The sequence below is a fragment of the Streptomyces sp. AC558_RSS880 genome, assembly GCF_019049255.1.
GTDB lineage: Bacteria > Actinomycetota > Actinomycetes > Streptomycetales > Streptomycetaceae > Streptomyces.
Genome location: NZ_JAGMUJ010000006.1, coordinates 101,690 through 126,528 on the forward strand (window position 1 = coordinate 101,690; position 24,839 = coordinate 126,528).

At 76.0% G+C, this 24,839-nt stretch carries 10 protein-coding genes and 2 pseudogenes; 8 read left to right on the top strand and 4 right to left on the bottom strand.

The genetic code is table 11. The annotated features are described in order from the left end of the window. Positions 1–2: 2 nt before the first annotated feature. Positions 3–521, bottom strand: coding sequence for a GNAT family N-acetyltransferase (locus tag KUM38_RS02160; protein ID WP_217127537.1), 519 nt, complete (start codon positions 519–521; stop codon positions 3–5). Next, positions 518–889: pseudogene (locus KUM38_RS02165) on the bottom strand (transposase); the annotation flags it as partial. The pseudogene KUM38_RS02165 and the gene KUM38_RS02160, both read right to left, overlap by 4 nt. Between KUM38_RS02165 and KUM38_RS02170 the strand changes: the two are divergent. The 3 genes and pseudogenes from KUM38_RS02170 to KUM38_RS42810 form a co-directional block, all read left to right on the top strand. Then, positions 878–1,144, top strand: a pseudogene (locus KUM38_RS02170) (transposase); the annotation flags it as partial. The pseudogenes KUM38_RS02165 and KUM38_RS02170 sit on opposite strands and share 12 nt — an antisense overlap. A gap of 494 nt (positions 1,145–1,638) precedes the next feature. Beyond that, positions 1,639–2,463: an NAD(P)H-binding protein gene (locus KUM38_RS02175; RefSeq protein WP_308408884.1), complete on the top strand. Its 825-nt coding sequence runs from the start codon at positions 1,639–1,641 to the stop codon at positions 2,461–2,463. 308 nt (positions 2,464–2,771) lie between these two features. Then, positions 2,772–3,203, top strand: a complete 432-nt coding sequence (locus KUM38_RS42810; protein ID WP_217127548.1) for a BTAD domain-containing putative transcriptional regulator — start codon at positions 2,772–2,774, stop codon at positions 3,201–3,203. A 1,330-nt stretch (positions 3,204–4,533) separates the two neighbouring features. Here the strand turns inward: KUM38_RS42810 and KUM38_RS02190 are convergent. Continuing rightward, positions 4,534–4,947: a fic family toxin-antitoxin system, toxin component gene (locus tag KUM38_RS02190; RefSeq protein ID WP_217127538.1), complete on the bottom strand. Its 414-nt coding sequence runs from the start codon at positions 4,945–4,947 to the stop codon at positions 4,534–4,536. Further along, a complete protein-coding gene (locus tag KUM38_RS02195; RefSeq protein WP_254396544.1) occupies positions 4,944–5,264 on the bottom strand; it encodes a DUF1778 domain-containing protein in 321 nt (106 codons plus the stop codon). The genes KUM38_RS02190 and KUM38_RS02195 overlap by 4 nt, the downstream gene beginning before the upstream one ends. Before the next feature lie 300 nt (positions 5,265–5,564). Between KUM38_RS02195 and KUM38_RS02200 the strand changes: the two genes are divergently transcribed. The 5 genes from KUM38_RS02200 to KUM38_RS02220 form a co-directional block, all read left to right on the top strand. Then, a complete protein-coding gene (locus tag KUM38_RS02200; RefSeq protein WP_217127539.1) occupies positions 5,565–7,487 on the top strand; it encodes a fatty acyl-AMP ligase in 1,923 nt (640 codons plus the stop codon). Next, positions 7,484–11,587, top strand: a complete 4,104-nt coding sequence (locus tag KUM38_RS02205) for an FAD-dependent oxidoreductase (protein ID WP_217127540.1) — start codon at positions 7,484–7,486, stop codon at positions 11,585–11,587. The genes KUM38_RS02200 and KUM38_RS02205 overlap by 4 nt, the downstream gene beginning before the upstream one ends. Before the next feature lie 197 nt (positions 11,588–11,784). Then, positions 11,785–13,365: a PfaD family polyunsaturated fatty acid/polyketide biosynthesis protein gene (locus KUM38_RS02210; RefSeq protein WP_308408885.1), complete on the top strand. Its 1,581-nt coding sequence runs from the start codon at positions 11,785–11,787 to the stop codon at positions 13,363–13,365. Positions 13,366–13,438: 73 nt separating this feature from the next. After that, positions 13,439–20,347, top strand: coding sequence for a type I polyketide synthase (locus KUM38_RS02215; RefSeq protein ID WP_217127542.1), 6,909 nt, complete (start codon positions 13,439–13,441; stop codon positions 20,345–20,347). Positions 20,348–20,417: 70 nt separating this feature from the next. Continuing rightward, on the top strand, positions 20,418–24,839 hold a 4,422-nt coding region (locus tag KUM38_RS02220), incomplete at its 3' end, for a beta-ketoacyl synthase N-terminal-like domain-containing protein (protein ID WP_302181155.1).

Genomic DNA, 24,839 nt, shown 5'->3' on the forward strand with positions numbered 1-24,839 from the left:
AGTCATCGTCTGATGCTCCGGTGCCATCGCATCTCGCCTTCGTGCCATTCGTCGGTGGGTGTGAGCCCGGCGGCAGTGGCGACGGCGGCGGATGCCCGATGTTCGGGATGGATGTGGGCGATGACGGTGCGCACCGGCTGCCGGCCGAGCCGGGCGACGAGTCCTCGGGCCGCTTCGGTGGCGATGCCTCTTCCCTGCCACGGGGTGCCCACCACCCAGGCGATCTCTGCGATGGGACCGTGGCCGGAGGGGCTGACCGTCGCCTGGACTGTGCCCGTCAGGCAGGACTTGTCACGAAGCCGGATCACCCAGTTCAGCCAGGACACGGCTGGATCGGGAGAGCCTGCGGTCGTGCGCTGGTAGCGCGAGCGCAGGGCTTGCGGGGCGTCCGGCGTGCCGCCGATGAAGGTGTGCAGGGCCGGATCGGACAGCACCGCGGCCATCTCCTCGGCGTGCTCGACGTGCAGTGGCAGCAGGTCGAGCCTGCTGGTGTTGATGGGCTGGGCCGCGAGGGTGCTCACGCTGCGACCACCTCGGGGCGTTCGACGAGTCGGCCGCGTTCGAAGCGGGCACCTGCCCGGACGAGGGCGATGAGGTGGGGTGCGCTCACGGCCCGCCACCGCTGCTGGGCGGACCCGACGAGCTTGAATACCATGGCGAGGGCGGCGGTGCGGGAGCCGGCGCCGCGGGTGACCTTGGTCCGCAGGCGGACGCTGAGGTGGATGCCGTCGGCCCAGACGTACACGTAGTCGACTTCTGCGAGGTCGCGGTCCATGAAGGCGGCGTGGTCGGCCTGCCACTGTCGGGTCAGCCGGGCGACCCCCGCAGGGGAGAGTCCGGCCGAGCTGCCCAGGAACTGCTCCAGCGCGGGCACGAAACCTTCGCCGGACTACTGACTCCGCACGCGGACAACGTTGAGGAGTCGGCAGTCTGAATCACCCGGACTCGTGGTGCTGACCTGCCTTTTCTGCACTCCTTCGCGAACGGTCTGGAGCGTGACCGCGCCGCAGTCGATGCTGCCCTCACCCTGCCCTGGCACAACGGTCGCACCGAAGGCGTCAACACGAAGATCAAACTCCTCAAGCGCCTGATGTCCGGCCGTGCCGGCCATGGCCTCCTGCGCCAGATCGTCCTGCTCAACTGAGACCCAAACTGAACGATCAACGCCCACGAAAATCCTGGAAGAGCCGAACGACTTACAGTCCCACGTGTTTTCCCGGGGGCCGTCAGCTGGTCCGTCTCCGGCAGAGAACGCGTCGGGCCCGTTCTGAGTGCCGTTGCCATGGCGTTGCGACACCACGTCGAGCGGAACCGCCGACGATCCTCAGCCGACACCGACCGCCTGCTCGCCGCTGAGGAATCGGAGCTCGTGGCCTCTGGAACGGCTGTGGGCCTGTTGCACCGTACGGGGACTCGGCTCCAGCAGCGCAGTGGGGAAGTGCCGGCTTTGGTGAGCGGCATCGATGAACCGGGCCGGTTTTTTCATTGTTCGGCGCAACGGGTGCCATGACCGGGCGACACCGTGAAGGGGAAGGCGGCGCACCGTCCGTGGTCCGACCGTGGCCAAGGCCGTACGCGGCTTGCTGAGCACGGGATGGGCGCCCGCCCTGATCCGGCGTGCCCCGATCAGGACGACTGGTGCACGGCCGGGCCGGAACTGTCCTGAAGTCCCAACAACACGGAGAGCTGATGAAGGTCGTGGTGGCCGGCGGTACGGGGCTGATTCGCCGGCAGGTGGTCGGCATGCTCAGAAGCAGCGGCCGCGATGCCGTGTCGGCCGCTCCCCTCACCGGTGTCGGCACTCTGACCGGACAAGGGATGAAGCAGGTCCTCAAGGGCGCGGACGTAGTCGTGGACGCTTTCAACTCCCCGTCGTTCCAGGCGAAAACATCCTTGGACTTCTTCACCCGGTCGGCGCAGAACCTGATCGCGGCCGCGCAGCGGGCAGGCGTGCGTCGCTACGTCATGCTCTCCGTCATCGGGGCCGACCAACTGCCTGAGAACGGCTACTTCCGGGCCAAGTCCGCCCAGGAAGGGGTACTGCGGGACAGCGAGCTGCCGTATACCATCGTGCGCGCCGCACGGTTCTTCGAGTTCGTCGCTCCGGTCATGGGGCTCTCCACCAGGGGAGGGCGGGTGCACCTGCCCTCCACCCAACTGCGCCCGGTTGCCGCCGCCGATGTCGCGGCCGCGGTCGCGACATCGGTCGAGGAGGAGCCGTTGTACGGAGTCCGCCAGATCGCGGGCCCTGAAACCCACCGGCTCAACCGGCTCGGTGAACTCACGCCGGCCGCCCGACCGGACGACCGCCGCGTGGTCACGGATGAGAACGCCGGCCTGTTCGCCGGCATCCCCGACGGCGTCCTTACCGGCGGTACCACTGTGAGCACCGCCCTCACCTGCTACGAGGACCGGCTCAAGCAGAACTCGCGGAAGTCCATGATCCGCGCCGGCGCGCTCTGAACGGGCCCACGGGCCCACGGGCCACTCGCCGCGTCTCCCGGGTCTAGAACTGCTGGACCAGATCACCGCTCCACGCACAACTGACAGGTTCGACTCTCGGCATGAGCTCCACGACCTCAAGGGCCGTGTTCGCTGGGCTGTGTCCGTCGTTGAGTCGCTTCGGTCGCTGGTAGGGGGTGCGCATGCCTGCTGAGCTGCTTTTTCCCCGCAGTGACTCATTGAAGTTCAGCCCCGAGGTCTCAGCCACCGTCTCCCCGGCCGTCACCACCCGGGGCGCGCGGTCCGTCCGGCCTGTTCACCCGCTTGCCATGGGCGGCGAGACCCGAACCACGAACTACGGGTGCCCCCGAACCACTCCCCACTCACCCGCTGAGTGTCCTTGCCTGCCAGAGGGACGCAGGCACCGCGTTTCACACGGTCCCTCTTCTGCTCGGCCGACGTCGCACCACCCAGTGGCGGGGCGCTCACGAAGAAGCCGGGCATGGCCTCATTCAGGCCGCGGCGAGACGGATCCCCCGGGTGAGCTGCGAGCCCAGTTACTGCTCGGTGGGAACCCGCTGCGCGAAACGTCCTGGGTGACGTTGCCGCGCGCCCTGCACGCGGTCGGCCGTACGGCGGAGGCGCTCCAGCGGTATGAGGCGGTACGCCGCACCCTCGCCGCCTGCCGGCGCACGCCTGCGGGCTGTTCGTCTCCGGCGCACTGCAAGCGCTGGACGCCGCCGCCGATGCTGGACCGGTGATCTGGCGGCGGGCCGATGATCCGTCGCTGCCCGCCTCGTACGTCTTCTCCCGCGAGCTCGGCGGCCTGCAAGGGGGTGGTCCGAGTCAGGGCGAGGTGGGCGGGGGAGGGCGCCTGCCCGCCCTGCTGGCTGCCGCCACAACAGCCAGCAGGGCTGACGCCCGGTAAGGGCCCTTTACGCCCAGGCGTCACTGTTTCTACGAGGAACTCCCCGCGGTGGTTCAAGGGCGGTGGCGGTATCGACGCTGATCCTGCCGATCGAGGCCACCGCTGAGCCGTTCCACCGGGCCCTCCCGCAGGCCGAGCACATCGTCGTCGGGGGCGCCCCGCCTGGCCTGCCGTGACCTGCGCCAAGAGGTCACCGACGCCCTGCTCGCTTCCTTGGCCAAGTGAGCGGCGGCGGCCGGTCGCTCTCCGCCGGGTGATGAACCACACGCACCCCGTCACCGTTTCCGCGGTGGCGGGGGCGTCGTCGCCGGAGATCTGAGAAAGCCGAAGAACAGGGACGTACCACAGTGAACATCGCGCTGACTGCGGTGACCGTGTTCTACGGGGGTTCTTCCTGGCCGGCGGGGGCGATCCGCCCGCCCGGGAGCGAATGGAAAAGGCTGAGGGAAAGTACTGGAAAGCTGCCGTTGCCGAGGACGGATTCCCGGGGGCCTCGCCTCGCGAGAAGCTGAGGGGATGGATTGAATCGGGCCTCTGGGACCGGTTGGTGGGCGCAATGCCGGCTTCGGCCTCCCCCGCGGTCATGCCGCGAGTCGGTGATGTCAGGTGGAATGCGCTGCGGATTTCCCCATGTGACCGCGAACGCCTGTCCAAGCTGCTGGCCCCCTCCTCCCGGACGATCACCCCGGGGTGTGGAAGAGAGTGGAACCCCGACTGGCCGCGGATTGCCTGGGCGCAAGCAGGCGCAAGGCCATGGACTCCTATCTCTGCAAACAGTGGCACCTGCGCAGCCACAATGGTGAGCGGCCGCCTTCCAGGCTGGCGTTGGGCAGACGGTTCGAGATCGATCCACGCCTCGTGCAACACATGCACAAGATGCTCACCGACAATCCGAACCCCGTCGTGCGAGGAATCGTCAACCGCTATGTGGGCGAGTTCGGGGCGGTGCCTGGGATCCTGAACCCGATGCTGGAGGAGGCGGTGGGTCCGCCCGGCCGCTGCGCCGCGGCCACGTCGGCCGAAGCCGGTGGCCGCCGGCGGGTCCGGTGGTTTCCGACAGACCCCGGCCGCCGGACCGGAACGGGGCGCGGATGGTGCCGAGGCGCGCGCCGGGCGTTGCGGGACCGCCGGGAACGACGGCCCCGGACGGTGCGCCCCGGCGGTCAGGACTCCGGCGGGGCGGCCCAGGAGCGCAGTCGGCGGGCGATCCGGGCGACGCCGAGGGTGCGGGACGCGGCGTCCCGGACCAGGGCGACGGCCTCCTTCGGCGGGTAGTCCAGCTCGTGGCCGTCGAGCGCCAGGTAGGCCTCGCAGGAGTGCCAGGCGAAGGCCTCGTTGGAGTGTTCCAGGCACGGCAGCCGGACCAGGGTCTCCAGCAGCGCCGCCGCCCTGAGGAACGGAGAGCCGTAGACCTCGCGGTCCAGGGCCCGCGCGTCGACCCGGGCGACCGCCGCGTACAGCGGTCCCAGGTCGTCGACCTGGGGGTCGCCGGGGAGGAGTTCGGCGGCGTGCAGCAGGAACGGGACGTCGATCGGGTGCGAGGGGCCGGGGGGACCGGCCGGGCCGGGCCGGGTCACGCGGCGTGGCCCCGCTCGCCCGGTGCCAGGTCCCGCAGCGCCTCGCGTTCGGCGGCGCGCTGCCCGGGCGCCGGGTCGGCGGCGCTCGGCTCCGCCGCGAAGGCGTCACCGCTGCGGGCCATGGACCGCTCGAACGCGTCGAGGAAGCGCCGCTGGACGGCGGTGGCCCGCTCGTACGCGGCGGACAGGACGTACTCCTGCATGCTGACGCCGGCCTGCCGGGCGGCGGCCATGATCGCCTCTCGCTGCTCCGGATCGCGGAAGCGGAGATTCATGGCCCGGGAGGGGGAGGCGGCCGAGGCGGAGGAATCTGTCATGGCAGACACGGTACCAGTGGTACCGGTGTCGGCCGGTGCAGATCCGTACGGCCGGGAAGATCACCCCTCCGTGTGATCGGGGTCACATCAAAACCGGTCCATGAACCGCCTCCCGGTCCACACCGTTTTCCCGGCGTCGACAGATTGCCGGTTCTCGCCTCTCGGTGACCGCTCATGTGCGCAGCGCGTTCATCGCCGAACGGCGGGCCGGACATGTCGCCGTGTTCCCGCTGTGACGCCCGCCGACCGCACGACCCCGGCGGGGGACGCCCGGAAGTGACGTTCGAGGAAGAAGCAGAGATGGACGACGAATCCCGCGCCGACCGCGCGTACACCGGGGCCGCCTCGTACGCCGAGGGTCACCCGCCGGCCGACGGCTCCGCGCACCCCGCCACCGAGACGCTGCTCGCCGCCTTCACGCGGTTGCTCGACGACGACCCCGGCCGCGCCCTGTTCACCCTCGTCGACGAGCACGGCCGGGACGCGGAGACCCTCACGGTGCGCGGACTGGCCCGGGAGGCCGAGCGGGTCCGCGCGCTGCTGACCGGCCGTGCCGCGCCGGGCGACCGGGCGCTGCTGGTGTACCTGCCGTCGCTGGACTTCGTCGCCGCCTTCCTCGGCTGCCTGGCCGCCGGTGTGCTGCCGGTGCCGCTGCCCCCGCCCCGTCCCGGAGCCGGCGGCCCCGACCCGCTGGCGGCCGTCGCGGCGGCCAGCGGCGCCACCGTCCTCCTCACCCACGGCCCCCTGCTGCGCGCGGCCCGGGCCGCCGGCGCCCCCGCTCCGGACGGCGTGGACCGGCCCGGCCCCGCCCGGCTGCTCACCGACGACCGCGGCGGCCCGGCCCCCGAGCCCGACCCCGCCTCCTGGCACCGCCCGGCCGACCCGGCCGAGCCCGCCTTCCTGCAGTACACCTCCGGTTCCACCGGCGCGCCCAAGGGCGTGGTGATCACCCACCGCAACGTCGTCCACGAGGTCGAGGCGATCGCCCGCGACCTGCGGCTCGACGCCGACGCGGTCGCGGTGACCTGGATCCCGCACTTCCACAACATGGGCCTGGTCTGCTTCCTGCTGAGCACCCTCGCCGGGTACTGCCCGCGCACCTACGTGCTCTCGCCGCTGGACGTACTGCGGCGTCCCGCCCTGTGGTTCGACGTGGTCTCGCGGGTGCGGGCCACCCACACCGCGGCGCCCAACTTCGCGTACGAGCTGATGATCGCCCGCACCACGCCGGAGGAGCGCGTCGGCTGGGACCTCGGTCATGTGCGGGTGCTCGGCTCCGGCGGCGAGATGGTGCAGCCCGCCACCGTCGAGCGGTTCTTCGCCGCGTTCCTGCCGTACGGGCTGGTCCCCGCCGCCTTCTGCCCCGGCTACGGGATGGCCGAGCACACCCTCAGCGTCACCATGGGCGGCGGCGGGCCGCTGCGCGTGGACCGCGACGCCCTGCTGGACGGCCGGGCGGAACCGGTGGCGGACACCCCCGGCGGGGACGGCAGGGGAAACGGTGGCGGTACGCCCGGCGGGGCCACGGCCGTCCTCTACGGCTCCCACCGTATGACCAAACCGGATTCCCGGCTGCTCGTCGTCGACCCGCAGACACGGCTGCCGCTGCCGCCCGGCCGGGTGGGGGAGATCTGGGTGGACTCGCCCACCAAGGCGGCCGGGTACTGGGGCCTGGAGCGGGAGAGCGAGGAGACCTTCCGCGCCGCCACCGCCGACGGCGACCCCCACCGCTATCTGCGCACCGGTGACCTGGGCTTCGTCCACGACGGCGAGCTGTACGTCACCGGACGGCTCAAGGAGATGATCGTCGTCCGGGGGCAGAACCACTACCCGCGGGACATCGAGGACGCGGTGCGCGACCGGCACCCGCTGATCCGCCCGGACGGCGTCGCCGCCTTCTCCGTACCCGCCGACCCCGACCCCGACCCCGACCCCGACGCGGCCTCGACCTCGGCCGCGGTCCGCTCCGGCGAGCGGCTGATCGTGGTGGTGGAGACCTCCGGTCCGGACGCGCCCGGACCGGAGGACGAACGCGCCGTCCGCGCGGCGGTCCGCGCCGGCGTGCTGGAGAACTGCGGCATCGCCCCGGACACCGTGGTGGTCGGCCCGCCGGGGCTGGTGGCCAGGACGGACACCGGGAAGATCCGCCGCACCGCCTGCCGGGAGGCGTTCCTGGAGAGCGAGCGGGCCCGCGTCGCGCGCGGCGCGGAGGCCGTGCGATGAGCGACACGCCCGCACCCGACCGGAGCGCGGCGACTTCCGACCGGGGTCCGGCGACGTCCGGCCGGTACGTGCCCGTGCCGGACCCGGACCCGGACCGGAGCGCTGCCGCCCCCGGCGGGCGCCCGGCAGGGGCGGACCGGGGCGCCACGGACGTCACCCCGGCCCCGGTGACGGGCGACGGCGTTCCGGGCGAGGGGGAGCAGGACCGCCGTACCGGCCCGGGCGGGCGCGACGAGGGCCCCGGTTCGGGGGAGCCCGGCGGTGTCCCCGGTCCGGGGGCGGCCGGAGCGGTCACCGTGCCCGGGGTGCGGGCCGCGGACGGCCCCGGCGACCCGGCCCTGGACGACGTGGACGGCGACTTCCGCGCACTGCTGGACCGGTTCGAGGGGATGGCCCGGCGCGCCCGCGTCACCCTGCGCCGTCCGCTGCACACCCACGCCGTCACCGTCGGCGGCACCCTCGACTTCCAGGACGTCCCCGGCGTTCCCCGGCACCCGTTCTTCGCGCCGGGCCTGCGCTACCCCGTCCTGGCCCGGTTCAGCAACGGCGAGTCCCCGGACGACCTGATCCCCGGCACGCGCGGGCTGTCGCTGCTCCTCCTCCACCCCGCCGCCCCCTCCGACCCGGCCCGCTCACCGTTCAACCTCACCCTCAACACCGGGCGTCGCCTCTTCGCCCCCGACGCCGCCACCTTCGCCCGCTACCTGCTCGGCACCGACACCGACCGGGCCGCCGTCGCCCGCGAGGTGCCGGGTGCCCGCGAGGCGCTGTGGGAGCAGATCAGACGGCCGGTGCCGTTCGCCGGCCACCACTACCACTCCCAGGCTCCGCGCCTGTACACCGACGCCACCGGCACACCCTGGCTGGTGCGGTACCGCGTGGTGCCGGACGGGGAGTCCGGCGGGGATCCGGGCGCCCCGGCGGACCCCTCGGGCCCCGGCCGCCACGACCCCGGCGACCGGCTCTTCCCGCCCGTCGCACCGGAGTTCCTGCCGCGCGAGCCCGGCGACCGGCGCCCGCCCCGGCTGTTCCGCGACCACCTGCTGGCCCGGGTACGGGAAGCGGGCGGCGTACGGCTGCTGTTCCAGGTCCGGCTTCACCCGCTCGGCACCGACCCGCGGGCCAACCGGGCGGCGCTCGACCCCTCCGCCGACTGGCCGGAGGCGGCGTTCCCCCACCACACCATCGCCCGTCTCACCCTGGACGGCGTCCCCGGCGGCGACCTCGCCGAACAGGCGGTCTTCGACCCGGCGTGCGCCCCGCCCGGACTGGGCATCGCCCTGGCCCGCTCCCCGTACGAGACCGCCTCGGTCAACCACGCCCGCGCGCTGGTCTACCGCGCCGTCCACGCCGCCCGCACCCCCCGCCCGGCGGCCCCCGTCCCGGCCCCGGTGCCGTCGGCCGGGCCGCGTCCCGGGGGCGGCCTGCGGCGGGTCTGCGTGATCGGTGCCGGCCCGGCCGGGCTCACCGCCGCCCGGGAACTGGAGAAACGCGGTCACACCGTCGTCGTGCTGGACAGCGCCGGTGAGGTGGGCGGCAAGTCCGCCTCGGTCGAGATCGACGGCCGCCCCTACGACCTCGGCGCCCACCTGTGCACCAGCCGGTACGGCGAACTCGCCGGGCTCGTCGCCGAACTGGGCCTGGAGACCGAGGACACCACCCCCACCCTCCTCTACGACGCCGACCGCGCCGCGATCGCGCCGCCCGCCCCCGTCCCCGGCCTGCCGGAGGCGCTGGCCCGCTACCGCGCGCTGCGCGCCGAACGGTTCCCCGGCATCTCCGCCCCCGGCCTGGCGCCGGCCGCGCCCGCCCTGTCCCGTCCCGCGGCCGGCTGGCTCGAGGACCACGGCCTGACTGCGCTGGGGCACTGGCTGGGCGACGCCTGCACCGCCTCCGGGTACGGCTACCTCGACGGCGACGGGCACGGTCACCTCGACGGTGGCGGTGACGGTGACGGGCACGGCGAGCGGGGGCCCCGCACCGGCGGCGTGCCCGCCCTGTACTTCGTCCGGCACGCCGAGATGACCGGCCTGATCACCCCCGGCCGGGCGGCCACCGGACACCTCGGCACCTTCACGGTCAAGGGCGGCTTCGGACGGCTGTGGCGGCGCGTCGCCGACGAACTGGCCGACGTACGCACCGGCGTCCGCGTCACCCGCATCCAGCGTTCCGCCGACGGGATCACCGTGCACACCGGCGACGGCACCCTGAGCGCCGACGCCCTCGTACTGGCCTGCCCCCTGGACCAGGCCGCCGCCCTGCTGGAACCGGACGCCCGGGAACGCGCCCTCGCCGCCCGGATCCGGACCCTGCCCTACCGCACGGTGCTGTGCCGGATCACCGGACTGCCGGAGAACGGCATGTACCTGGTGCGCACCGGCGGCCGGATCGCGCCGCCCGGCCACTGCGTCGCCTTCCACCACCGCCACCCCGGCAGCGACGTCTACGCCTGTTACGCCTACGGCCCGGACACCCCGGAGGCCGAGGCGGTGCTGCGCGCCGACATCGAGGCGATGGGGGGCCGGCTGGAGGAGGTGCTGCTGACCCGCACCTGGCGGTTCATGCCGCACTTCTCCGCCGACGACCTGGCCGCCGGGATCCTCGACCGGCTGGAGAACCTCCAGGGCCGCGACCGCACGTACCACACCGGCGGTCTGCACGGCTTCGAGCTGATCGAGAACGTCATCGCCCACAGCCGCGCCCTGGTGGAACGATTCTTCGGCGCGTCGGCCGCGCCGGAGACGAACTCCGGTGCCGGCACGGGGGCCGGCAGCGCCTCCGCCCCGGTCCCGGGCTCGGCCGCGCCCGGCCGGGCGGAGATCCTGGCCTGGCTGGAGGGCCATCTGGCCTCCGAACTCGGCCACCGGCGGGAGGAGTTCGACCCGCACGCACCGCTGGCCTCGTACGGTCTGGACTCGCTGACCTCGGTGACCCTGCTGGCGGACCTGTCCCGCGAGGTCGGCACGGCCCTGCCGCCGACCCTGCTGCTGGACCTGCCCACCCTGGACGCCGTCGCCGCGTACACCGCCGATCTGATCGCGCCCGCGTCCTGGGCGGTCACCCCCGCGCCGGCCGGAACCGGTCCGGCCACTCCCACGCCGGCCACCCCGGGGGCGGCCGGGCCCGCACCCGTCGCGCCCGCACCCGGGGCGGGCGCCGCAGCCCCGGGCGGCACCCCCGCGGCCGGTGCGACGGACTCGCGCCCCGCCCTCCCGCCCGCCTCGCCGACGGCCGTCCCGCTCACCCCCGCCGCGCCGTTCTTCTGCGTCGGCGGCGCGATCGGCTCGGCGCACCAGCTCCTCCCGCTCGCCGACGCCCTCGGTCCCGGGCACCCCTTCTACGGGCTCCAGGCCCCCGGCGTGGACGGCCGCGAGACGCCGCTGACCACGGTGGAGGCGCTCGCCGAGCGGTATCTGACGGCCGTTCGGGCCGTCCAGCCGCAGGGCCCCTACCTGCTGGGCGGCTACTCCTTCGGCGGCCTGGTCGCCTACGAGACCGCCCGCCTGCTGCGCGGCGCCGGGCACGAGGTCACCGCCGTGGTCGCGCTCGACACCTACGTACCCGAGCCCGGACAGCCGGTGCCGGGCCGCGACGACCGGGCCGCGCTGCTGGAGATCGCCGCCGTGCACCGGGCGATGGCCGGGGACGACGGCGGCTTCCGGCCCCGGCCGGAACTGACCGACGCCCAGTGCCGCGCCCTGGCCCACCGCGAGCTCGCCGCCACCGGTACCCCCCTGGCCGACCCCACCCTCGACCGGCTGCTCGCCGTCTACCAGGCGTCCCTGGCCGCGTACGTCCGCTACCGGGTGCCCCCGTCCGATCTGCGGGTGGTACTGGTCAAGGCGGCGCAGGAGTTCCCCCCGGTGATCGGCGAGACGCGCCGCCCCCGGCTGCCGGTCTCCGACCCCACGGCCGGGTGGGGCGGCGTGGACCTCGGCGCGCTGGAGGTCACCCGGCTGCCCGGCGGCCACTTCACGCTGCTCCGCCCGGACCGTGTGGGCGCGGTGGCCGACCGGCTGCGCGTCGTACTGGACGGGCGGTGGGCGGTGCCTCCGGCCGGCCGGGCCGTGATCCCGGACCAGTGGCGGTCCGCGCCATGACGACACACCTGACCACCGGGCCGGAGGTCCCCGTGCCAGGAGCACGCACACCGGGGACCCCGGCGCAGGGCGGCTTCGCACCGGGTGCCGTGCCCGGCCACGCCGCCTTCACCGGCGCCCTGACCCCCTCCGCCGGACCCTTTGCCGCGTCTTCGGCAGGGCCCGCACCGGGCGCCACGACCACCACCGTGCCGGCCGTGAGCACGGCAACGACCCCCGCCCCCGTCCCCGCCTCTCCGTTCCCCGGCGGCGCACCCGACGTCCTGCGTGCCGTCCGGGCCGTCCGCGAGCCCGCCCACCTGGTCGCCACCCCGGACGGCGGCGTCGGGGCCGTCACCGGCGACCCGCGCGGCCTGCCGGTACGGGCGAGCCTGCCCCCGCTCTACCCCGAGTGGCTCGGCGACCGCGCTTTCGCCCGGGCGCACGGCACCCGTTTCCCGTACATCGCCGGGGAGATGGCCAACGGCATCGCCACCACCGCGATGGTCACCGCCGTGGCCAGGGCCGGGATGCTGGGCTTCTACGGCGCCGCCGGGATGCCCCTGGACACCGTCGAGCGGGCCGTGGACACCCTGGCCGCCGCACTGCCGGACCACCCCAACTGGGGCGTCAACCTCATCCACGCCCCCCAGCACCCCGCCTGGGAGGACGGCCTGGCCGAACTGCTCGTCCGCCGCCGGGTGCCGGCGGTGTCGGTGTCGGCGTTCATGGACCTCACCCCCGCCGTCGTACTGCTGGCCGCGAGCGGCCTGCGCACCGCGCCCGACGGACGGATCGTGCGGCCCCGCCGGCTGCTCGCCAAGGTCTCCCGGCCCGAGGTGGCGGAGAAGTTCCTCGGCCCGCCCCCGCCCCGGCTGCTGGCCGAACTGGCCGCCGCCGGACGGATCACCCCCGCCGAGGCCGAACTGGCCGCCCGGTTGCCGGTGGTCGGGGACCTCACCGTGGAGGCCGACAGCGGCGGGCACACCGACGGCCGCCCGCTGCCCGCCCTGCTGCCCGCCGTCACCGAGCTGCGCGACCGGCTCGCCGCCCGCCACCCGCACCTCCCCCCGGTACGGATCGGCGCGGCCGGCGGTCTGGGCACCCCGCAGGCGGTGGCCGCCGCGTTCGCCACCGGCGCCGCCTACGTGCTGACCGGCTCGGTCAACCAGACCTGCGTGGAGGCGGGCCTGTCCGAGGACGCCAAGCGCCTGCTGGACCGGGCCGGCGTCGCGGACGTCACCCTGGCCCCGGCCTCCGACATGTTCGAACTCGGCGCCTCGGTGCAGGTCCTCGCCCGGGGCACGCTCTTCGGCCCGCGCGCCCGGCAGCTCCACGACGCCTACCACGCCCACGCCTCCCTGGAGGCGATCCCGCCGCCGCTGCGGGAACGGCTGGAACGCGGCGTGCTGGGCGCCGGCTTCGACGAGGTGTGGGAGGAGACCCGGGCGTACTGGCGGCGCCGGGACCCCGCCGTCCTGGACCGCGCCGAACAGGATCCCAAGCACCGGATGGCGCTGGTCTTCCGCTGGTACCTGGGCCGTTCCAGCCGGTGGGCGATCGACGGCACCACCGCCCGCCGCACCGACTACCAGATCTGGTGCGGCCCGGCCGTGGGCGCCTTCAACGACTGGACCCGGGACAGCTTCCTCGCCGACCCCGCCCGCCGCACGGTCGTCCAGGTCGCCCGCAACCTGCTGGAGGGCGCCGCCGTACTGACCCGCGCCCACCAGTTCCGCACCCACGGGGTGCCGGTGCCGCCACAGGCGTTCCGCTTCACCCCCCGGCCGCTCGGCTGAGCCCCCGCCCGCAGCCGGTATCGGCCCCACCGCCCGCCCGCCCGTCCGCACCCGGAATCCGAGGAGACACGTGATGACCCGCGTCCCGCCCATCGCCGTCGTCGCGCTGAGCGCCCTGCTGCCCGGTGCCCCGGACACCGGCGGCTTCTGGCGCGCCGTCGTCGCCGGAACCGACCAGGTGACCGAGGTCCCCGCGACCCACTGGCTGGCCGGCGACCACTACGACCCCGACCCCGCCGCCCCCGACCGCGCCTACACCACCCGGGGCGCCTTCCTCCCCCCGGTCGTCTTCGACCCGCTGGCGTACGGCATCCCGCCCAGGGACCTGTCCGCCACCGACACCAGCCAGCTCCTCGCCCTGATCGTGGCCGACCGGCTGCTCGGCGGACTCGCCGCCGGCCGCCCGGTGGCGGCGGACCGCGAGCGCACCGCCGTCGTCCTGGGCACCTCCGCCCTCAAACTCCTCACCGAGATGGCCGGCCGCATCCAGCGTCCCGTCTGGCTCAAGGCACTGCGCGAACACGGGATGCCCGAGGACGAGGCGCTGGCGGTGTGCGACACCATCGCCGCCCAGTACGCCCCCTGGCGGGAGGCCACGCTGCCCGGCCTGCTCAGCAACGTGGTGGCCGGCCGCATCGCCAACCGCTTCGACCTGCACGGCGGCAACTACACCGCCGACGCCGCCTGCGCCAGCTCGCTCGCCGCGCTCTCCGGAGCCGTCGGCCAGCTCGCCCTCGGCCAGGCCGACCTGGTCGTCACCGGCGGCGTCGACACCCTCAACGACCCGGTGATGTACACCTCGTTCAGCAAGACGCCCGCGCTGTCGCCCACCGGCGACTGCCGGCCGTTCTCCGACCGGGCGGACGGCATGGTGCTGGGCGAGGGCGTGGTGATGTTCGCCCTCAAGCGGCTGGCCGACGCCGAACGCGACGGCGACCACGTCCACGCCGTCGTGCGGGGCATCGGCATGTCGTCCGACGGCCACGGCACCGCCATCTACGCCCCGCTGCCCGAGGGCCAGGTGCGGGCGCTGCGCCGCGCTTATGAGGCCGCCGGTTACGGACCCGGCACCGTCGAGCTGATCGAGGCGCACGGCACCGGCACCGCCGCCGGCGACGCGGCCGAGATCGCCGCGCTGCGCACCGTCTTCGAGGAGGCCGAGGTCGAGGGACACCGCGGGCGGCAGTGGTGCGCGCTCGGCTCGGTGAAGTCCCAGATCGGCCACACCAAGAACGCGGCGGGCGCGGCCGGGCTGCTCAAGGCCGTCCTCGCCGTGGAGCACAAGGTGCTGCCGCCCACCATCAAGGTGACCCGGCCCAACCCCGCGCTCGACCTCGACGACAGCCCGTTCCACCTCAACACCGAGGCCCGGCCCTGGATCAGCGCCCGGCCCCACCCCCGCCGTGCCGGGGTGTCCAGCTTCGGCTTCGGCGGCACCAACTTCCACGTCACGGTGGAGGAGTACGTGCCGGGCGCGCACGCGGGCGGGGACGCGCCCGGGGAGCACGGATCCCGGCCGGCCGGGAAGCGCGGGCCCCGCCCGGCGGGGGAGCACGCGGACCGGAGGCCCGGGCGGCTGATCCGCACCTCCGCCACCGAACTCGTACCGCTCGCGGCCGACTCCGCCGACGCCCTGCTGGAGAAGTGCGCGAGCCTGCGCGCCGACCCGCGTCCGCTCGTCGGTGTCGCCCGCGCCGCCCAGCGCGACTTCCGGCCCACCGCGCCGGTACGGCTGGCCGTGGTGGCCCGCACCCGCGACGACCTGAACGAGAAACTGGCCACCGCCGCGGAGCGGATCGGCGCGGACCCCGCCGCCGCCTTCACCGACCCGCGCGGCGTCCACTACGGCGCCTCCGCCCCGCTCACCGGCCGGGTCGCCTTCCTCTTCCCCGGGCAGGGCGGCCAGTACCCCGGCATGGGGGCTGCCGTCGCCATCGCCTACCCCCAGGCCCGCCAGGAGTGGGACCGTGCCGCCTGGGCGCTGGCCGGGCCGCCCGGCGACGGCGGCCCCGGCCCGGACGAGTCCGCGGGCGCCCCGGACGACCTGGACCGCCTCGACGACCTGCCCCGGGTGGTCTTCCCGCCGCCCGCCTTCGACGACGCCGTACGGGAACGGCAGGCCGCCGAGCTGGAACGGACCGAGTGGGCCCAGCCCGCGCTCGCCGCGCACAGCCTGGCGCTGGCCGCGGTGCTGCGCGCGGCCGGGCTGCGGCCCGACGCGGTGGCCGGGCACAGCTTCGGCGAACTGGTCGCCCTGCACCTGGCCGGCTGCTACGACGCCCCCGCCCTGGTCCGTCTGGCGCGGCGGCGCGGCGAGCTGATGCGCGACGCGGCCACCGCTCCCGGCGCGATGACCGCCGTCTCCGCCCCGCCGGAGCAGGTCGGCGCCCTGCTGGACGCCCTGAACCACGGCGAAGGCGCCGACGGGGAGGGCGCCGACGGTGATGACGGTGACGGCGGTACCCGCGCCCCCGAGCTGTGGGTGGCCAACCACAACGCGCCCGACCAGGTCGTCGTCGCCGGCACCCGTCCCGCGATCGAACGCCTGGAGGCGGGGCTCACCGCCGCGTCGGTGCGCTGGACCCGGCTGCGCACCGCCACCGCGTTCCACAGCCCGGTCGTCGCCGGAGCGGTGCCCGCGCTGCGGGCGTTCCTCGACGGCCTCGACGTACGGCCGCCCGCGCTGGACGTCTACGCCAACGCCTCCGCCGACCGCTACCCGGCCGACGCCGGCCCCGACGCCGTCCGTGACCGGGTGGCCGGGCACCTGACCAGCCCGGTCCGGTTCGCCGAGCAGATCCGGGCCATGCACGACGACGGCGTCCGCGTCTTCGTGGAGGTCGGCGCCGGAGACACCCTCACCGGCCTGACCGGCCGCGTCCTGGCCGGCCGCGAGCACCTGGCGGTGAGCCTGGACCGCCGGGGCGCCGAGGGCACGGCCGCGCTCCACGACGGCCTCGCCCGGCTGGCCGTCCACGGAATCGCCCTGGAATTCGACGAGTTGTGGGCGCCCTTCGCGCCCACCGAGGAGACATCGATGCAGACCAGCCCGTCCGCGGCGAGCGTGGAGCTCACCGGCGCCAACCACGGCAGGCCGTACCCGCCCCCGGGCGGCGCCGCCGCGCTCCCCCCGCCCAACCCGCCCCGCCCGGCCCAGGTGCCGGACCCGGCACCCCAGGCACCGGCCCAGGTTCAGGTTCCGGTTCCGGGCAGCGGCACGTCCCCCACGGTCGCCCCGGCGCCGTACGGGACCGCCCCCGGGCAGGCGGGGAGTGCGACGGCGCCCGGTCCCGGCACACCGTTCCCGGGGGCCGTCGCCGACCCGGCGGCGGGGTACGCGCCCACGGCGGGACACGCCCCGGTGGCGACGGACCGGACTCCGGCCGTCCCGGTCCCGCAGGACCGGTGGTCGGCGGCGTTGCGCGAGGCACACCAGCAGGTCAGCGCCGCGCACGTCACCTACCAGCGGGTGACGGCCGAGGCGCACATGGCCTTCCTGCGCATGTCCGAAGCCACCCTGACGGGCCATCAGCCCGTCACCGTCCCGCCCGCCGGTACCGCCCCGGCACCGTACGCGTCCCCGCACGCCACCCCAGCGCCGTACGCGTCCCCGCACGCCGCCTCCGGACCGTACGCGGCCGCCGAGCCGTTCGCCCACCCGTCGGCCCCGGCCGGTCCGCCGCTCCCCGACACGTTCGTCCCGGTTCCGCAGGCGGTCGTCCCGCCGCCGGCCCCCGAGGCGTACGCACCGGAGCCCGGATACGCGGCCGGGCCGTACGATCACGCGCCTCAGCCCTTCCAGCCCTTCCAGCCCGCACCCGCCGCGCCGGCCCCGGCCGCGTACGCACCGGCTCCCGCGTACGCACCGGCTCCCGCGTACGCACCGGCTCCCGCGTACGCACCGGCTCCCGCGTACGCACCGGCTCCCGCGTACGCACCGGCTCCCGAGCCGGAGGCCGACCAGCCGTACGGGCCCGCCGCCTCCCCGGCCCCGGCGGAACCGGCCGGTCCGGGTGAGGGCCCCGGCGGTCTGCCCGACGAGGCGGCGGTGCTGGGCATCGTCGCCGACAGGACGGGCTACCCCGAGGAGGTCCTCGACGCCGACATGGACCTCGCCGCCGACCTGGGCGTCGACTCGATCAAGCGGGTGGAGATCCTCTCCGCCCTGCGCAGCCGTTACCCCGGCCTGCCCGACCTCGACTCCCGCACCGCACACCAGGCGCGGACCGTACGCCAGGTCGTCGCGGCCTTCGCCCCCGCGACCGCCGGTGCCCCGGCCACCGCCGCCGACGGCCCGGCGCAGGGCGGACGGGGCGGCGCGACGGAGTCCTCCACCGAGGGGCCGGCGCCGCCCGCGCCGGCCCCCGCCCCCGACACACAGCAGCGCCCCGCCACCGAGCCCACCCCGGCTGACGCGGCCCACGCGGAACGTCTCCCGGCGGCCTCCGACACGGCGACCACCGGCCTGTTCCGGCTGGCGGTCCGCGCGGTTCCCGCCGCCGCGCCCGGTCTCGCGCTCCCCGGCCTCATCGGCTCCCGCGTCGCGGTCACGGACGACGGCACGGGCGTCGCCCGGGCGCTGCTCCCCCTGCTTCACGAGGCGGGCGTACGCGCCTTCCTCGCCCGTGACATCACCGACATCACCGGCATCACCAGCGCTGTCGGCCTCGCGGAAACCTCCGGCAACGGCAACGGCAACGGCAACGGCAACGGCGCGGACGGCGTCATCGTGCTGGACGGCCTGGGCGCTCTCGACGCACCCGCCGCCGTTCGCCGCGCCTTCCGCGCCGCCCGGGCGCTGGCGCCCCGACCGGCCGCACGCGAGGGCGTCTTCGTCACGGTCCAGGACACCGGCGGTGACTTCGGGCTGTCCGGCGCCGTACCGGGGCGGGCGGTCACCGGTGCGCTCGCCGGGCTCGCCCGTACCGTCGGCGCCGAGTGGCCGCGGGTGTCGGCGAAGGCCGTCGACTGCGCGCGGGACGGTCGCCCGGCCGCCGACGTCGCCCGGGACATCGCCCGCGAACTGCTCACCGGAGGTGCCGTCCCGGACGCCGGACTGGCCGCCGACGGCACCCGCCGGGTCCTCATCCACGCCGAAGCACCACTGACCGGCCCCGCGTCCAGCGCTGCTGTGTCCACCGGTCCTGTGTCCACCAGATCCACCGGTCCTGTGTCCACCGGGCCGGTACGCACCGCCGCCGTACCCACCGGCGCAAGCCCTCTGGACCCGGACTCCGTGGTCGTGGTCACCGGCGGGGCGCGCGGGGTCACCGCCGCCGTCGTCCGCGCCCTCGCCGAGACGTACGGCTGCCGGATCGTGCTGCTCGGCCGTACCGAATCCGCCGACGCCCCCGAACCCGAGGAAGTCCGGCGGGCCACCGGCGAGGCGGAGCTGCGCCGGGCCGTCACCGCGCGGCTGCGCGCGGCCGGCGAGGCCACCCCGCGCCGTATCCGTGCCGAGGCCGCGGCGATCCTGGCCGCCCGGGAGATCCGCGCCACCGTCGTCGGCGCCGAGGAGGCCGGGGCGCGCGTGCGCTACCTGGCGCTCGACGTCCGGGACCGTGCCGCGCTGGAGACGGCGCTGGCCGGGGTGCGCCGCGAGTGGGGGCCGGTCACCGCGCTGATCCACGGTGCCGGGGTGCTGGCGGACAGCCGGATCGAGGACAAGGACGACGAGGCGTTCGACCGGGTCTTCGACACCAAGGTGGAGGGCCTGCGCAACCTGCTGGCCGCCACGGCCGGCGACCCGCTGCGCGTGCTGTGCGTCTTCTCCTCGGTGGCCGCCGTGTACGGCAACCCGGGCCAGAGCGACTACGCCATGGCCAACGAGGCCGTGACCCAGATGGCACTGGCCGAGGCGGCCCGCCGTCCCGGCTGCCTGGTGCGCGCGATCGCCTGGGGCCCGTGGGACGGAGGCATGGTCGACGGCACCCTCGCCGGCCGCTTCCGTGCGGCCGGCGTGCCGCTCATCCCGGTACGGGAGGGCGCGCGGGCCTGCCTCGCCGAACTCCGCGCGCAGGGCGGCGACGTGCCGGTGGTGCTCGCCGCCGGCCCGCCCGCACCGGCGCCCGGCGCGCGCGGCGGAAGAGCCGGCCGGGCCGGGGGAGCGGAGGGAGCCGGGGAACTTCCGGGCCTCGGGGGAGAGGTCCTGGTCACCCGGGCGGCCCACCCCTACCTGGCCGACCACGAGATCGGCGGCGTACCGGTGCTGCCGGCGGCCATGGCGCTGGAGTGGTTCACCGCCCTGGCCGGACCGGACCGCACCGTCACCGACCTGAGGGTCCTCAGCAAGGTCGCCCTGACCGGCTTCCACACCGACGGCCGCGACAGCGGTGAGGGCGACGGCGGTGACCTGCTGCGCCTGACGGAGACCGAGCCGGGTCCGACGAACGCGCCCGCCCGCACCGACGCGCCCGGCGGCCCGCGGCCCGGCGCGATCCTGGAACTCCGGTACGACGGGCCCGACGGGCACGGCAAGGCCGTACCGAACTACCGGGCCCGTGCCGTACCGGCGGGCCGGACACCACCCCCCGCCCCGGCGGGCCGGGCGGCACCCCCCGCCCCGCCGCCGTACGAGGGCACCGTCTACGACGGGCACACCCTCTTCCACGGTCCCGCCTTCCAGTGCCTGCGCGAGGTCGGCGGGCTGTCGGCGGCGGCCGGGGCGACCGGCACCGTGGAGGGGCTGCGGGCGGCGGGCTGGCCGGGCGGGCCCTGGCACACCGACCCGCTCGCGGTGGACGGGGCGCTGCAACTGGCGACCCTGTGGGCGCGGGAGGTACTGGGCGGCGCCGCACTGCCGATGGGGGTCGGCGCGTTCGTCTGGCACCGCCCGGGACCGCTCGACGGCCCCGCGTCGCTGCGGGTGAGGCCCGGCCCGGTCGGCCCGGCGGAGGCCGAGTGCGACGTGGAGCTGAGCGCCCCGGACGGCACGCCGGTGGCCGTCCTGACCGGGGTCCGGCTCGTCGCCCGCCCCCGCTGACGGCGCGGTGACCGCATGTCAGGCACTGACGCCCCCCACACCGATGACACGACCTGAACGAGCGTGAGCGATGAGCGACGGACGGCGGACGACCATGGATTTCGAACCGGTGGCCATCGTCGGGCGCGGCTGTGTGCTGCCCGGCGCCCTCGACCCCGGCACCTTCTGGGACAACGTCCGCGCCGGGCGGGTGAGCCTGTCTCGGGTGCCGGAGGGCCGCTGGCGGCTCCCCGAGGGCGTCGCGGTCGGGGCCGGCCCCGGCGTCGGCGGCTATGTGCACGGGTTCGACGACGTCTTCGACCCCGGCGGCTTCGCGACCGGCGCCGACCGGGTCCGCGCCTTCGACCCGTGCGTACGGTTCGTGCTGCACGCCGTCCGGCAGGCGCTGCGCGAGGCGGGCGCGGACCGGCCGTACGATCCGGGCCGGGCGGGCCTGGTGATGGGCAACCTCTCGCTGCCCACCGACGGGCTGGCGGCCTACGCCGAGGCCGTCTGGCGCGGCGGGGAACGGCGGCCGGACGCGCTGGGCCGGTTCTCCTCCGGCCTGCCCGCCGAACTGGCCGCCGCCGCCCTGGGCCTGGAGGGCGGGGCGTACGCCCTCGACGCGGCCTGCGCCTCCGCGCTGTACGCGGTGAAGCTCGCCTGCGACCGGCTGCACGACCGCACGGCCGACCTGATGGTCGCCGGGGCGGTCAACCGCACCGACGACCTCGCCGTCCACCTGGCGTTCGACGCCCTGTCCGCGCTGAGCCCCACCGGCCGCAGCCGCCCGCTGCACCGGGACGCCGACGGCCTGGTGCCCGCCGAGGGCGCCGCGTTCGTGGCGCTGATGCGGCTGACCGACGCGCTCGCCCAGGGCCGCCGGGTGCTCGGCGTCGTCCGGGGCGCCGGGCTGAGCAACGACGGCCGCACCGGGGGCCTGCTGGCGCCCTCGCCCAGGGACCAGATCCGCGCCGTCCGGCAGGCGTACGCCCGCGCGGGCCTCGCCCCCGAGTCGCTGTCCTACCTCGAATGCCACGCCACCGGCACGCCCGTGGGCGACGCGGCGGAGGCGGAGGCGATGGCGGAGGTCTTCGCCGGCTGCCGCGACCTGCCGGTGGGATCGGTGAAGGCCAACATCGGGCACCTGGTGACCGCCGCCGGCGGCGCCGGGATCCTCAAGGTGCTCGCCGCGATGGAGGCCGGCGTCCGCCCGCCGACGCCCGGCGCCGCCGAACCCGTCGACGCGCTGCGGGACGGGCCGCTGCGCCCGCTGGTGGACGCGGAGGACTGGGACGGCCCGCGCCGCGCGGGCATCAACGCCTTCGGCTTCGGCGGCAACAACGCCCACCTGATCCTGGACGCCTGGACCGGCGACGACGGCCACGCCCCGGCCCTTCCGTCCCGCCCGGCCGCTCCCCGACGGAACGATCCGGAGGCCACGGCCACGGCCACGACCACAGCCACAGCCACGGCCACGGCCACGGCCACGGCAGCGGCGGTCCGAGTCCCGGCCGTCGGCGTTCCGGAGCGGGTCCCGGAGACCGGTGCCGGGGACCCGGCAGCCGGCTCTCCCGACACCCCGTGTCCGGGACAGGTCCCGGCCTCGGACCCGGTCGCCGTCGTCGCCCTCGGCGTCCGCGTGGCCGACGGTGCCGGGCTGGACGCCTTCCGCGACGCGCTGCTGACCGGCACCCCGCTGCGCGATCCCGCCGGGACGTACGACGTCGCCCTCCCGGACCTCCGCTTCCCGCCCGCCGATCTCGCCCGGTCGCTCGGCCAGCAGACCGCGGTGCTCGAGGCCGCCCGCGACGCCGCCCGCGGAATCACGCTGCCCCGGGAACGGACCATGGTCCTGATCGGCATGGGCTGCGACCCGGAGGTCGCCCGCTACCCCGCCGAGGCCCGCCGGCGGACCGGCGACGCGGACGCGCAGGCCGCCCCCCTCGCCCCCGGGCTGACCGCGCCGGCCGTGGTCGGCACCATGCCCAATGTCGTCGCCAACCGGATCAGCGCCCAGCTCGACACCGGCGGCCCCGCCTTCACCGTCTCCGCGGAGGAGGCGTCCGGCCTGGTCGCCGTGGACCTCGGCACCCGGGCCCTGCGCCGCCGGGAGGCCGACGTGGTGCTGGCGGGGGCCGTCGATCTCTCCCAGGAGCCCGTGCACCGGGCGGCGCTGGCCGACCTGGACCGCTCCGTCCCCGCCGGGGACGCGGCCGTGGTGGTCGTCCTCAAGCGCCTCGCCGACGCCCGGCGTGACGGCGACGACGTCCTCGCCGTACTCGACCCGGCCCCCGCCGGTCCCGCCGCCTCTGCCGCCGCCCCGGCGGCCGCCCTGGTCGTCGGGCCCGCCGACGCCGGGGCGCACGACCCGACCGAGCGCGCCGAGCACGCCGAGCGCGCCGAAGGAACCGAATACACCGAGCTCACCGAGCACTTCGACCCGGCCGGGCTGTTCGGCACCCCGCACGCCGCGCAGGGCGCCCTCGCCCTCGCCTGCGCCGTCCTGGCGCTGCGGCACGGCGCGATCCCCCGTACCGGCGGCCCCGCCGACCCGGCGCTGGACCACGGCCGCACCGCCCGCGTCAAGGTGCGCACCCTCGGCGGCACCCGGGTCACCCTCGGCCTGCGCGCCGACCGGGTGATGCCCTGGGCCCCCCGCACCGCCACCACCCTGCACGTCTTCTCCGGCCGGGACGCGGCCGGGGCGCTGGCGGCGGCCCGCGCCGGAACCGGGAGCGACACCGGGCCCGCCCGGCTGGTGGTGGCCGCCGACGACCCGGCGACCCTCACCGCCCGGGTGACCGCCGCCGAACGCTGGCTCACCGCGGGCGGGGTGCGTCCGGAGGGCGTGGCGTTCGCGGCCCGGCCGGTCACGGGCGAGACGGCCCTGGTCTTCACCAACGGCACCGCCACCTACCCCGGCATGGCCCGCGGCCTCATGCTGGCCCTGCCGGCCCCGCTGCACGGCATACGCGACCGGTGGGGCCCGCTCCAGGACATCGCCGGCTGGGCCTACCGGGACCCCGCCGACCGGACGGCCCCGCACAGCGACGCCCTGGACCGGATCTGGGGCGCCGCGCTCGTCGCCCAGCTCCACACCGCTGTCAGCCGCGACGTCCTCCGCCTGCCGGCGCACGCGGCCATCGGCTACTCCTCGGGCGAATCCACCGCGCTGGTCGCCCTCGGCGCCTGGCGGGACGTGCCGCGGCTGATCGACGACGCCCGCCGGTCCGACATCTTCACCACCCGCCTCGCCGGCCCGATGACCGACGTGCGCCGCCACTGGCGGGCGCTCGGCATCCCGGAGGGACGATGGGCGAGTTACGCCGTGCACGCCCCCGAGGACGCGTTGCGCGACGCGCTCGCCGCCGAACCCGCCGTCCACCTCATGGCGCGCAACGCCCCCGGCGTCCAGGTGATCGGCGGCGAGGCCGGCGGCTGCCGACGGGTACTCGACCGGCTCGGCACACCCGACGCCATCCCGCTCGACTACGACATCGCCGTACACGTGCCGGAGGCCGCCGCCGTCCGCGAGACCTGCCGGGCCCTGCACCACCGCGAGACCCACCCGGTGCCGGGGATCCGTTTCTACTCCGCCACCGGCGCGGAGCCCTACGTCCCCGACACCGACCGCGCCGCCGACGCCGTCACCGACCAGACGCTCGGCCCGCTCGACTTCACCGCCGCCGTGGAGCGCGCCTGGCGGGACGGGGTACGGGTCTTCGTCGAGCACGGCCCCGGCGCCCTGTGCACCGGCTGGACCAGCCGGATCCTGGCCGGCCGCGACCACCTCGCGGTGGCCATGGACGGCGGCCCCGACCGGGGCGTCCCGCACCTGGTGCGCGCGGTCGCCGAACTGACGGCGGCCGGTGTCCCCGTCGACCACGCCGCGCTGGCCGCGCTGCTCCGCCGGGGCATGTCCGCCCCGCCGCCCCCGCCCGCCACGGTCCGCGTCCCCGCCCGGCTCCCGGAAGTACCCCCGCCCGCGGCGTTGCCACCCGCCCGGGAATCCGCCTCGGGAGCGACCCGAGCGACCCGAGCGACCGAAATGACCGAGAGCACGAAAGCGACCCGAGCGACCCAAGTCACCGAAAGCACCGAAGCCACCGAAGCCATCGAGGAGTCCGGTCCGCCGAGCTCTCCGGACCCCGAGCCGATGCTCCCCGCCCCCGCCCTCCCCCCGGTCGGTGCCGACCCCGTACCGGCGCACGGCGAGGCGGCAACGCCGGCGGCGCCCCAGGGCGTGCCCACACCCGGGGCGCCCCCGGCGCAGCGCGTACCCCGGGTACCGCCCACGCACCCCGGGGCCCCCGCGGGGCCGTCACCCGCCGCCGTCGGCACGGCGGCCCCGGCGAGCCCGGCGGTCCACATCGCCGCCGCCCACCGCGCCTACCTCGACGCGGCGGGCACCGCCCACCGGCGGTACCTGGCCTGGGCCGCCGCCGTACACGCCCGGACCACGGCCACCCCCGCCCCGCTCGCACCGGCCGCCACCCCGCTCGCACCGGCC